The organism is Zhenhengia sp., from assembly GCF_046966505.1.
Taxonomy (GTDB): Bacteria; Bacillota; Clostridia; order Lachnospirales; family Cellulosilyticaceae; genus Zhenhengia; species Zhenhengia yiwuensis.
Map to the genome: position 1 here is coordinate 57,697 of NZ_JBKVCH010000013.1, position 12,698 is coordinate 70,394.

General features: G+C 34.8%; 12 protein-coding genes and 1 riboswitch. Of the genes, 6 read left to right on the top strand and 6 right to left on the bottom strand.

Features of this window, described 5'->3' with window-relative positions; genetic code table 11:
- Positions 1–112: 112 nt before the first annotated feature.
- On the bottom strand, positions 113–1,714 hold the full coding sequence (locus ACLTBU_RS13515) for a hypothetical protein (protein ID WP_412219420.1): 1,602 nt from the start codon (positions 1,712–1,714) through the stop codon (positions 113–115).
- A complete protein-coding gene (locus ACLTBU_RS13520) occupies positions 1,707–2,420 on the bottom strand; it encodes an ABC transporter ATP-binding protein (protein WP_412219421.1) in 714 nt (237 codons plus the stop codon). The genes ACLTBU_RS13515 and ACLTBU_RS13520 overlap by 8 nt, the downstream gene beginning before the upstream one ends.
- Before the next feature lie 134 nt (positions 2,421–2,554).
- On the opposite strand from ACLTBU_RS13520, the gene ACLTBU_RS13525 reads away from it, so the two are divergent.
- The 6 genes from ACLTBU_RS13525 to ACLTBU_RS13550 all read left to right on the top strand — a co-directional run bounded on the left by ACLTBU_RS13525 (position 2,555) and on the right by ACLTBU_RS13550 (position 8,236).
- Positions 2,555–2,833 carry an autorepressor SdpR family transcription factor gene (locus tag ACLTBU_RS13525; protein ID WP_412219424.1) on the top strand — a complete coding sequence of 93 codons (279 nt, stop codon included), beginning with the start codon at positions 2,555–2,557 and terminating at the stop codon, positions 2,831–2,833.
- Entirely contained in the window at positions 2,823–3,467 is a 645-nt protein-coding gene (locus tag ACLTBU_RS13530; RefSeq protein ID WP_412219427.1) for an SdpI family protein, read from the top strand. Before ACLTBU_RS13525 ends, ACLTBU_RS13530 begins: the two co-directional genes overlap by 11 nt.
- A gap of 136 nt (positions 3,468–3,603) precedes the next feature.
- Positions 3,604–4,617, top strand: coding sequence for a 3-deoxy-7-phosphoheptulonate synthase (gene aroF, locus ACLTBU_RS13535; RefSeq protein WP_177668993.1), 1,014 nt, complete (start codon positions 3,604–3,606; stop codon positions 4,615–4,617).
- Positions 4,617–5,717 carry a prephenate dehydrogenase/arogenate dehydrogenase family protein gene (locus ACLTBU_RS13540; RefSeq protein WP_412219428.1) on the top strand — a complete coding sequence of 367 codons (1,101 nt, stop codon included), beginning with the start codon at positions 4,617–4,619 and terminating at the stop codon, positions 5,715–5,717. The genes aroF and ACLTBU_RS13540 overlap by 1 nt, the downstream gene beginning before the upstream one ends.
- A 36-nt stretch (positions 5,718–5,753) precedes the next feature.
- Positions 5,754–7,034 carry a 3-phosphoshikimate 1-carboxyvinyltransferase gene (gene aroA / locus ACLTBU_RS13545; protein ID WP_412219431.1) on the top strand — a complete coding sequence of 427 codons (1,281 nt, stop codon included), beginning with the start codon at positions 5,754–5,756 and terminating at the stop codon, positions 7,032–7,034.
- Positions 7,035–7,144: 110 nt separating this feature from the next.
- Positions 7,145–8,236 carry a stalk domain-containing protein gene (locus ACLTBU_RS13550; protein ID WP_412219433.1) on the top strand — a complete coding sequence of 364 codons (1,092 nt, stop codon included), beginning with the start codon at positions 7,145–7,147 and terminating at the stop codon, positions 8,234–8,236.
- A 111-nt stretch (positions 8,237–8,347) separates the two neighbouring features.
- Here ACLTBU_RS13550 and ACLTBU_RS13555 read toward each other — a convergent pair whose 3' ends face one another.
- The 4 genes from ACLTBU_RS13555 to ACLTBU_RS13570 form a co-directional block, all read right to left on the bottom strand.
- Positions 8,348–8,869, bottom strand: coding sequence for a hypothetical protein (locus ACLTBU_RS13555; protein WP_177669001.1), 522 nt, complete (start codon positions 8,867–8,869; stop codon positions 8,348–8,350).
- Positions 8,870–9,020: 151 nt separating this feature from the next.
- Positions 9,021–10,571, bottom strand: coding sequence for a bifunctional phosphoribosylaminoimidazolecarboxamide formyltransferase/IMP cyclohydrolase (gene purH, locus ACLTBU_RS13560; protein ID WP_177669003.1), 1,551 nt, complete (start codon positions 10,569–10,571; stop codon positions 9,021–9,023).
- Between the two features lie 81 nt (positions 10,572–10,652).
- A riboswitch (ZMP/ZTP riboswitch) is annotated at positions 10,653–10,732 on the bottom strand.
- A 32-nt stretch (positions 10,733–10,764) separates the two neighbouring features.
- Positions 10,765–12,117, bottom strand: a complete 1,353-nt coding sequence (locus ACLTBU_RS13565) for an NCS2 family permease (RefSeq protein WP_412219470.1) — start codon at positions 12,115–12,117, stop codon at positions 10,765–10,767.
- Positions 12,118–12,264: 147 nt separating this feature from the next.
- Complete coding sequence (locus ACLTBU_RS13570; protein ID WP_412219435.1) at positions 12,265–12,678, bottom strand: hypothetical protein; 414 nt, start codon at positions 12,676–12,678, stop codon at positions 12,265–12,267.
- Positions 12,679–12,698 lie beyond the last annotated feature (20 nt).

Genomic DNA, 12,698 nt, shown 5'->3' on the forward strand with positions numbered 1-12,698 from the left:
TCATTAATATAATCAATATATTATCTTTTGAATTTTATAATGTATTTTAAATAATACTTTTCCTACTTAAAGGGGACACTTCATTTTTAAAGTGTCCCCTTTTTATTTATCATTATAAGTCTCTAAAAAGCTTATCTCCTTTAATAACCATATACCTATATGCCCCATAAATTAAAACTATCATAACAACTAGAAGCATTATTAGCTTCATTACTGTACTCACACCCGGTATTATAATTACAAGTACACCTGGTACAATAATACTTATTAGCGCTACTACCATAACTAATAATGTTGCCATACTTTGCTTAATCACAGCCACTTCATTACTCCATTCTAGATTAGGCCACTTCAGATTAATGATAACCCCCATAATAGCTATAAAAATCGTATAGACTGTAGGTATTACAAAAATTAAAAGTGCCTGCATAAAATGAGCTCTAAGTGCAATAGTCATAAGGATCGCATTCAATAAGATAGCCGGTATATTTATAGCAAGCTGAACTCCTATTTTACTTATGAAAATGGTTCTAGCCTCTATTGGACTCGATTTTAAAATCCATAAATTTTTACCCTCTAGTGAGATCGCACATGCAGTCGTACAATTTAGAGCAATACAAAAACTAGCTATGAGCGGTGCAAACTCTGCAATATACTGATGTACTCCATTAATGCCCAGCATATGTTCTAGTTCTGTAGCATCTAAGAAAAATAAGCTGACAGAAAGTATTAGCATAAATATAATCCCTACACTTGTATTCATTACATATAAAGATGAACTAAAGTATCTTTTAAGGTCCTTATAATAAAGTGCACCTAGTACAGAAGACTCCTTAACTTGCCCGCCTTCATACTGACTACGTCTAGCTGATGTCTGAAGCATAGTATGAATTATCTTAAACTTCCTTCCTATAAATGTAACAAATAACCAAAATGCCAGTATACTAAGTCCTATAAATAAGAGTGCCGCACCTATGCTATACTCACAAACAGCTTGTAAATAAAGCTGTGCAAGTGGATAAATCTTATTAATGGCACTCATTACTACTTCACCTAGCTGCCCCATATGTTCTTCTGATATAGAGTTAGCGCCAAATGACATACATATGACAACTGCAATGAATACAACATTTATCATAAGCGTTATAAAGTTTGTATGCTTAAGTCTCATAGTTATCATTGTAATAATAGCACCTACAAAAGTTGCAATAATAATTGGAATAAGTGGCACAAAGAATAAAGTCATTCCATAAATAAGATAGAATATCCCTCTAGGTCTTACTATAATGCCATAGACAAAACCTGCTGGTATCATAATCACAACTAAAAATAATAAATTCATAAGATAAAGATATAGTACCTGGGCCCCAACAATATGACTTGTTTTAATAGGTAAGGCAAGAAGCATATCATAATCCTTACCTTCAAATAGTACCCCTTTAGCCTTATAAAAAGTAGTTATTAAAATAATAAAGCTTGTTAAACTCATTACCATAGGTAGATAAAACTCTACTAATTCTATTTCTTTAAAAGACACAGCTATTAGGATATTATATAGGATACTCATTCCTATAATCATAATTGCAAGGAGACCTACACCTATCCCCGTCCACATAGCCTTCTTCTTTTCTTTAGGATCCGTCGTATGTAAAAGTTTATTAATTCCAAAAGCACTTAATAGTTGTACACGTAATACATAGCCTATATTATTCATGATTAATCAGCTCCAAAAATAGTTCTTCTAAGCTTTGGTTACCCTTTACTTCTTCTATAGCCCCACTTGTAATAAGCTCTCCATCTTTAATAATAGCAATCTTATTACACAACTTTTCTGCTACATCCAGTACATGCGTTGAGAAAAAGATAGCACATCCTTTATGGCACAGCTCTTTCATAATACTCTTTAAAGTATGCGCAGCTTTAGGGTCAAGCCCTACAAAAGGCTCATCTAAAATAAGTAATTTAGGTTCATGAAGAAGAGCAGAAATAATAGCTAATTTTTGTTTCATACCATGTGAATAAGATTGAATTAAGTCACCTAAACTAGATGTTAGTTCAAACATATCCCCATAAGTTTTAATAGTAACTTCTCTTTTATCCTTTCCTACACTAAAAATATCTCCTACAAAATTTAAATACTGTATACCTGTTAAATGCTCGTACAAATCAGGATTATCTGGTATGTAAGCAATCTTACGCTTACATGCAATAGGATCTTTTTGAATGGAGATACCGTCTATTTCAATATCTCCTTCTTCAAAATCTAGTATGCCTACTATAGCTTTAATAGTCGTAGTCTTGCCAGCTCCATTATGTCCAATAAATCCATAGAGGTCTCTTGCCTCAACTTGTAAGTTCAAATCTTTTACAGCTCTCTTGCCACCTTTGTAACACTTTGAAAAATGTTTAATGGTTAACATATTTATTCTCTCCTCTTGCTTTTTTATGCTTATTGATTTATATTCTATTTAGATATTTAGATATTTATCTAATTAACTAAAAGTATACTCTTATTTTTAGATACGTCAATATTTTGCGAAAGGAAATTTTATCTATGAACGATCTTTTTAAAGCTTTATCAGACCCTTCAAGGCGTAAAATAATTCAGCTTCTTAAAGAAGGTGATTTAACTGCTGGAGAGATTGCTGACCACTTTGATATGGCAAAACCTTCTATTAGTCACCATCTTAATTTACTTAAGCAAGCTAATCTCGTGCTGTCTCAAAAACAAGGTCAAAATGTTATTTATTCTCTGAATACTACAACTTTACAAGATGCACTTTCATTTTTCTTTGATTTAATTAATAAAGGAGATTCTGATCATGAAAACTAAAAATATATTTTTCAAAAGCATATTTATTCTTACTATTTGTTCTATATTTCTAACACTGTACTTCTATCCTAATCTGCCCAATGAAATTCCTATTCACTTTGACTATTTAGGTAATCCCGATAACTATGGCCCACGTAGTTTTACCTTCTTTACCGCTTTTTTACCACTTATAGTCTTAGTACTCTTAAAAATTATTCCTAAATTTGACCCTAAGTCTGCTTCTTATAAAGTGCATCAAAAAGCTTATAACATTTTTATAGCTTTTTTAGTGTTACTTTTTATCATCTTACACTGGGTTAGTCTCTATGTTGCTTTAGGATATAATCTGCCTATTCAAAAGGTTGTTCCTATTAGCATTGGTATGCTCTTTATTGTAATTGGTAATTATATGCCGCAAATTAGACCTAATTACACCTATGGCATTAAATTACCTTGGACACTTGCAGATGAAAATAACTGGCGTGCTACTCATAGAATAGGCGGTTATTGCTATATTGCATCAGGTATTTTATTCCTTCTTACAGGTTTTGCATCTTCTTTACTTATTTCAGCATGTCTGCTAGTCGCTTTTATCTTTCTTTTTATACCGATGCTCTACTCCTATTTTTATTTTAAACGTCATATCAGCAAATAAATATGCAATTTAAGATAAACTAAATTGCATATTTTAAACTTGTGTTGACTTTTTAAACATTGACAGAGCAAAGACCATCCTTGTACAATAAGTTAATAAAATGTAAAATAGGGTTTATACAAGGAGGTTTGTACCTATGATTATTGTCATGAAACATACAGCAACACCTGAAGATATACAGGTCGCTATGGGGGCAATTGAAAGTGCCGGATTATCTGCCCATATATCTAAAGGGTCTGAAGTAACGATTCTTGGGGTAATAGGCGATAAATCCAGGCTAAGTAGTGACTGCCTTTGTTCATTGAATGGAGTAGATAAAATCGTGCCTATAACAGAGACTTATAAATTAGCTAATCTTAAATTTCATCCAGAACCAACTATTGTCAAGTTAAACAACTGTGAGATAGGCGGTAAAAAACTTATTGTCATGGCCGGTCCATGTGCAATTGAAAGTGAATCCCAGCTTCTCGAATCTGCTGAAGCTGCTAAAAATGGCGGTGCCAAGGTATTACGCGGCGGTGCCTATAAACCACGTACTTCACCTTATGCTTTCCAAGGTCTTGAAGAAGAAGGCCTTAAATATATGAAAACAGCAAGAGAAAAAACAGGTCTTTCTGTTATTTGTGAAGTTACCAGTATTAATGCTGTACAAACAGCTATCAATTATGTAGATATCCTTCAAATTGGTGCACGCAACATGCAAAACTTTGAACTTTTAAAAGCTGTAGGTAAAACAAACCTACCTGTTCTTTTAAAACGTGGTCTTTCCGCCACTATTGATGAGTGGCTCAATGCTGCTGAGTACATCATGAGTGAAGGTAACCCTAACGTTATTTTATGCGAGAGAGGTATCCGTACTTTCGAGACAGCAACACGTAATACACTAGACATCAGTGCTATTCCCGTTATCAAAGCAAAAAGTCATTTACCTATCATCGTAGACCCAAGTCATGCATCTGGAAAACGTGCCTATATTTCAAGCCTTTCTAAAGCAGCTATTGCAGCAGGCGCAGATGGACTTATTATTGAAGTTCATCCTAATCCAAAAGTTGCACTTTCTGATGGCCCTCAATCTCTTGATCCCCATGATTTCAGCGTACTGATGGATGAGCTTAAACCTATTGCAACTGCTGTAGGTCGTGAACTCTAATGCATATTGGTATTATCGGACTTGGCCTGATTGGGGGATCAATTGCCAAGACACTTAAGAAAGTTCATGCACAAAATAGCTTCATTATAGGCTTTGATACAGATAGTCTATCGGCTACTAAAGCCTTAGAAGAAGGTGCTATTGACCACATTGCAACTGAACTTGGGGCAGAATTTTCTAAATGTAACGTTATTTTTATTTGTACACCTGTATCTTCTATTGATATGGTAGTAGAAAAGTTATTACCTTTTATAGCATCCGATTGTATTTTGACCGATATTGGCAGTACTAAAGAGAGTGTTATGAAAAAAGTAGAAGATATTTTATCATGTCATACTAAAAAGGCCTACTTTATAGGTGGCCATCCTATGACTGGTTCTGAACAATCCGGTTACGAAGCTTCTACTAATTATTTATTTGAAAATGCATACTATATTTTAACACCATCACCAGGTACACCTGATTTTATTCTATTTATTATGCAGAAAATGGTTGAACGTCTTGGTGCTATTCCTATTACACTTGAACCAGGCTACCATGACTTTGCAACTGCTGTAGTCAGCCACTTACCACATATTATTGCAAGTAGTCTCGTTCATCTTGTAAAAAATCAAGATGGTTGTGAGCATTCGCTACACACATTAGCTGCAGGTGGATTTAAAGATATTACACGTATCGCATCTTCAAATCCAACAATTTGGCAAGACATATGCCTATCTAATAAAGCACCTATTAAAGCTTGCCTTGAAAATTATATTGCATCACTTACAGCTTTCTGCCAGACTTTAGAAAGTGAAGATAGCCAAGCTATTTATAACTTCTTTAATGAAGCAGGACGCTACCGTGATACTTTCCAAGATGGCATTAAATCTGATATTGCAAAAGTATTTACTATTTTTGTAGATGCAGAAGATGAGCCTGGTATTATTGCATGTATTGCAACACTACTTAGCTCTCATAGCATTAATATCAAAGATATTGGTATTGTTAACCAACGTGAATTCGCCAGTGGCGTGCTCCGCATTGCCTTTGGTAAGAAAAGCGAAATGGAAAAAGCTAAACATCTTCTTATAAAACATAACTACACAGTCTATTGCTAAAATAGACTGTTTTTACTAAAGAAAAGGAGTTTGACTATGATTATACAACCTGCTTCTCACTTAAAAGGGACTCTCTCTATTCCAGGTGATAAATCCATCTCTCACCGTAGTATTATGTTTGGTAGTATCGCTAAAGGTACTACTAAAATTCATAACTTTCTTATGGGGGATGACTGCTTATCCACTATTGAGTGTTTCCGTAAACTAGGTATAGATATTGAAATGCATAACAACCATATCCTCGTTCATGGCAAAGGCCTACATGGACTTAAGCCTGCTTCTGAAATCCTAGACTGCGGTAATAGTGGCACAACAACACGTCTTATTTCTGGTATATTAGCAGGTCAGCCTTTTACCTCTACTTTGACTGGGGATGCTTCTATTCAAAAACGTCCTATGAAACGTATTATAGAACCACTTCGTCAGATGCATGCTGCTATAGAAGGTAAAGATGATAACTTCTGTCCTCTTACTATTTCCCCAAGCACTTTAGAGGGTATTTGTTATACCTCTCCTGTAGCTAGCGCTCAGGTTAAATCCTGTGTACTTCTTGCTGGCCTCTATGCAAACACTCCAACTACTGTATGTGAGCCTGCTCTATCGCGCGATCATACAGAACGTATGCTAAGCGCTTTTGGTGCTATTATAGAACGTAAAGATAAATGTGTAACGATTTATCCTAATCCTGAGCTTGAGGCAATGGAAGTCATTGTCCCTGGTGATATTTCTTCAGCTGCTTTCTTTATGGTAGCCGGACTTATTGTCCCAAATAGTAAACTTATACTTCAAAATGTAGGCATCAATCCTACAAGACGTGGTATTTTAGATGCCCTTCTGGCTATGGGTGGACACATTACCTGCTTTAATGAAAGAGAGCTTTGTGGGGAACCTGTATGTGATATGATAATTGAAAGCTCAGACCTTCACGGTATTACCATAGAAGGAGATATTATTCCAACTATGATTGATGAAATTCCTGCTTTTGCTGTAGCAGCACTCTTTGCACACGGAACCACTATTATTAAAGATGCAAAAGAACTTCGTGTTAAAGAATCTAATCGTATTGATACGATGTGCCATGAATTAGGTAAAATGGGTGCTGTTATTAGACCACTAGAAGATGGCATGATTATAGAAGGTAATGCAACGCTTCATGGGGCTATACTTGAAAGTTATGATGATCACCGTATTGCCATGAGCTTAGCTGTGGCTGCTCTTAAAGCAACTACACCATCCCAAATTCTTAATAGCGAATGTATTCGTATTTCTTATCCACATTTCTTTGAGCATTTAAAAGCTGTAAGTACTAAGGCTTAAGCCTTAGTACTTACAGCTTTTTACTTTTATTTTCTGTAACAAATGCAATACTTCGTATATATTTGATTAACAGTTTATTTATATGTTATAATCTACCAAGGAGGTGGATTATGAAAAATTTAGTTAAAATGCTTGTTTTCTTCTTTATATTTTTATCCACAACAACACTTCAAGCATCTACAACTTATTCACTTAAAGTCAACAATATCTTATACAACTTAGAATCTCCACTTATTCAAAAAAATGATATGCTGTACATAACAGCTGATGAACTTGCTGAAATTACTTTTGGTACCCTTACAGAACACAAAGGTACTTATACCCTCTCTGTCCAAGGTAAAGATGTCCTATTTGCTCCAAATAAGCTGTCCTTTAACCTAGAAGGTAAAAGCTATACTTTTTCAGTTAGTCCATTTATTTTAGACGATAAACTTTATATACCTATTGAATTATTAAGTTCCTTAGGCTATTCTCTTAAAACAAACTCTAATACTCAGGAAATTTTTCTAAATATCCCTACCCCTTATTCTCGTAATATGGATGATCCACAAGAACACCGCTTTATTGATTCTTTTTATAACTTAGAGAGGCTGCCAGCACATTTACTTAATCTAAGTAGTGAAGAAGTTCTTCAGTCCGCTATTACATCTGCAGTATCTTCTAAACAGTATATAAGCTTTTTAGATAATACCAATAAAGCAAAGCTTGCTGACTTTATTAGAACACGTGTTACGTATTCTCCTTATAATAATATGAAAGTAAGCTTTAGGGTTATTAATACACATACTTACCCTAATACCTTTGCAGATACAATAACGCTTCCCCTTAAGGTAAGTTTCTCGGGCGATAATCTTATTCTATACATAGGGGATACACGTATTGACTCTCCTATGTACTGGGCTACATTTTATCCTTCTAAAACTCTAACGCAAATGGATCTTCATAAAAGCTTTGATGCAACCCTTATGAGAGCCTTATATGAATATTATCGTAACACATATGGACTAAAAGATGATAAGTACTTTCAGCCGTTTACACTTATTAGTTCAGATCGTACTAACGAGATGGTTCATGATGCCTATAGCCTTTCATTTAAGTCAGATGATTCTTTAACGGAATATGAATCCACTTACACAGTTCGTGTAAACCGTATACATCCTTCAGGTTCTATACACTATATTATAGACCTTCTAGCGGAATAAGCATAAGAAATGAGGCAGCCCTCTTTATGGACTGCCTCATTTCTTATAAAAAAAAGGTAACTGCAATATATTATCGCTGCTACCTATCCATCTTTTTATATTATCCCCTATTTACTTATCTAATAGCATCTTATTTACGCTTTGCACAATATATTCTCTATCTGTAATAACGTCATAAAATCCTTTTCCACAATATAAACGTTGTATATCTACTGTGCGCATATCACTAAGCTGAAGTCTTGTAAGCATGCCATTCTTAAAGTTATTTACTGCAATATCTAATTGAAATTCTGGGTCAGGTGGTAATGAATCTGCTTTCACAGATGTCGTTGGAATTACTACAAACTTACTCTTAAAATACTTAAACACATAGCACCAATGCCCACCATAAAGTTCCTTTGGAAATCCCCTTGTTAAGTTAAAATATGCAATCTGGTGTACTTTTGGTATATGCTTAGGCCTATAAAAAGTAGTTGATGGATCACCCGTCTGCTTTGGTGTGAGCTCATCATAAAAATAGGATAATTGACCTACATGATATTCCAAGTCTGTTACAAAACCTTCAATATCTGTATAGTTTTTCAGCTCTTTTAGAGCATTTGAAATATCATTCATTCTAGCATCAATGTCCATGGTCTCCCCCCTTACAAAATAAACAACTTTAAGATTATTCTATCATGAATCAAATAAAAATTAAAGTATATTTTTATAATTTTCCCATTTTTAACCAATTATCTTCCAAAAAGAACTCCTTAAAGTTTCTCTCTTTAAGGAGTTCTTTTTCTTAATGTTTAAAATGTCTCATTCCCGTAAAGACCATAGCAATACCTGCTTCATTACATGCTTTAATGGAATCTTCATCACGGATTGAACCACCTGGTTGAATAATAGCTGTAATACCAGCAGCAGCTGCTGCTTTTACACAATCATCAAATGGGAAGAAAGCATCTGATGCAAGAACACTACCTTTTACACCTTCTTCTCCTAAGAATTCAATTCCATGTTCAATAGCTTGGTTTGTCGCCCATATACGGTTAGTTTGACCACCGCCAAGACCTACTGACATTCCATTTTTAGCTAATGCAATGCCATTTGATTTAACATGTTTTACAAGCTTCCACGCAAAACGTAAATCTTCCATCTCTTTTTCTGATGGCTCACGATCTGTTACTACCTTAAGATCTTCTTCTACTAAAAGTTCTAAATCTTTTTGTTGTACGATAAGTCCACCATCTACTTTTTTCATTGTAAGTGCATGTGGGTCGAAGTAAGTAATATTGTCTAGTTTAAGGACACGAAGGTTCTTCTTAGTTTTAAATATTTCTAATGCTTCATCAGTATAATCTGGCGCAATAACAATCTCGAAGAAAATCTTAGTCATTTCAAGTGCTGTTTCTTTGTCAATAATTTGGTTTGTTACAATAATACCACCAAAGATTGATACTGGATCTGCTTCATAAGCTTTTTGGTAAGCTTCAAGTACATTAGCCCCTACACCTACACCACATGGGTTAGCATGTTTTACAGCTACTACTGCTGGTTCACTGAACTCACGAAGTAATTCCAATGCCCCATTTGCATCATTAATATTATTATATGAAAGCTCTTTCCCATTAAGCTGAATAGCATCTGCAAGTGTACCTTTTGTTTTACCTACTTCTTTATAGAAAGCTGCTACTTGGTGAGGATTTTCACCATAACGCATATCTTGTACTTTTTCATAAGACATTGTAAGCGTATTTGGTAAGCTATAATCGCCTCTTTGTACTCTTAAGTAATTAGCAATCATTGTGTCATAGTTTGCAGTATGTTCAAATACTTTTGTTGCTAAGTAGAAGTTAGTATCTGTACTTACTTTGCCACTTGCTTTAAGCTCATCAAGAACAACAGTATAGTCTGCTGGGTCTACAATAACGCTTACATCATGATTGTTTTTAGCTGCTGAACGAAGCATTGTTGGTCCACCGATATCGATATTTTCAATAGCTTCTTCTAATTTAACGTCTTCTTTAAGTATTGTTTGTTTAAATGGATAAAGATTTACTACAACAAGGTCAATATTAGACAGGCCAAGTTCCTGCATTTGTTTTTGATGTTCTTCATTCTCACGAATGTTAAGAATACCTGCATGAATAGCTGGATGAAGCGTTTTTACTCTGCCATCTAAGCATTCTGGAAAACCTGTTACTTCTGAAATTCCGATTATATTAAGTCCTTCATTTTTAAGTGTATTATATGTTCCCCCTGTAGAAATAATTTGTACACCTAAGCTTATGAGTTCTTTCGCAAATTCTACAATCCCCGTTTTGTCTGAAACACTAATTAATGCTCTCATTTTTCTCTCTCCTTTTAGGTTTTATAATAAAATAATCTATTTTATGGAATAAAAAAGACCGTCCAGGCTTCTACCGTAATAGTAGAGTGCCCAGACGGTCGGCTTACATTCTTATACTCCTTGCAGTTAATTCTGCTTATCCGTCAGTCATATAAGAACCTTATAGTAAATGTTTAAAACAATAGAATCTGTATTAGGCAATAAGTTTAAGTACAAAAAGTAGTGCCATAATGTACATTACAATACTTACATCTTTAGCTTTACCTGTTAACACTTTTACTGCTACATAAGAGATACCACCAAATACGATACCTTCTGAAATACTTGCTGTAAATGGCATCATAGCAAGTGTTAAGAATGCTGGTAATGCTTCAGTAATATCTTCAAAGTTTACTTTTACAATACTTTCAAGCATTAAAATCCCTACTACAATAAGTGCTGGCGCTGTTGCAAAAGATGGAATAGCAATGAAGATTGGTGCTGCAAAAAGTGCTAATCCAAAGCAAACTGCTGTTGAAAGTGATGTAAGACCTGTACGTCCGCCTGCGATAACTCCTGCGCTACTTTCAACAAAAGTCGTAACTGTTGAAGTTCCAAGAAGTGCCCCTGCTGTTGTCCCTACTGCATCAGCAAAAAGGGCTTCTTTAACTCGTGGAAGTTGACCATTTTCATCTAAGTAGTCAGCTTTTGTTGCTACACCAATAAGTGTACCTAATGTATCAAATAAATCTACAAATAAGAATGAGAATACTACAGTAGCAAAAGTAAGAATGCTTTCCACACTTCCAAATACCTCGCTCATTGCTGGGAATTTGAATGCTACTTCACTAAGTCCACCAAATAATCCTTCTGCCCCCGCAAAGTTTGGAATAAGTGAGTAAACACCTGCATCAGGATTTACTACATACCATCCTGTAAGCTCTGCTACAATGCCTAAAAGATATGTTGCTACGATACCAATTAATACTGCACCTGTCACATTACGCTTCATAAGTACTACGATAAGAATTACACCTACCATACAAAGCACAGCTTGTGGTGATGTCATATCCCCAAGTGCTAAAAATGTGTCAGGATTTGTTACAATTACTCCTGCCCCTTTGAACCCAAGGAAAGCAATGAATAAACCAATCCCAGCACTTACTGAGTATTTCATACATTGTGGAATAGCATTGAATAACGCTTCACGCACATTGAATGCTGTAAGGATTAAAAAGATAATACCTTCTATAAATACTGCAAATAATGCAAACTGCCATGAATATCCCATTACACCGCATACTGTAAAAGCAAAGAATGCATTAAGTCCCATACCTGGCGCTAATGCAAATGGATAGTTAGCCACAAAAGCCATTACTACTGTTGCTATGACAGAAGCAAGTACTGTCGCTACAAACACACCGTGTTTATTCATACCCGCTGCACTTAATATATCTGGGTTAACAGCTAATATATAAGCCATTGTCATAAAGGTTGTAATACCAGCTAGAATTTCTGTTTTAACTGTGGTCTTGTTTTCTTTAAGTTTAAAAAATTTCTCCACAATAAATCCCCCTCTTATTTTTGTAATATAGAGCACGTTGTAAGTTTCTTATATCTGTATCATACATTAGAACTAAGAGGAGGTCAATAGTTTTTTCGAACATTTCACTATCCAGTCATAAATATTGTTCGAAATACCTCCTTTTATTTTCTATTTAATCTCTATATGCAATTTATTCTTTTTATGTTCAACCTTATGAATTTCAATACCTTTTAATGTACCGTATTCTATACGTTTCTTAATTCGACCTGGTTCGATAATATACATACTTGAAACAAATACTCTATATTGTTCATCTATTTTGAGTGCAACTAGTAAAGGATCTTTGTACCATTTCACAAGTTCAAATCGTCCCGTTGCAAGCCCATCTATTCCTATATAATCTGGTTCCCTAAGCACCTCCACTAACTTATCAAAGTAAAGTTTATACGTATAAGGATGGCGTCTTCTAATATGCTTTTTCGTTCTTTCATCAATAAAAATCCCCCTAATCTCACGCTCTGGGCATATGACTTCTCTTAGCTCATCATGTAACCTTCTTAAACATTGTCTAGACGCTCTCATAAGAATCCCCTCCTGCTAAA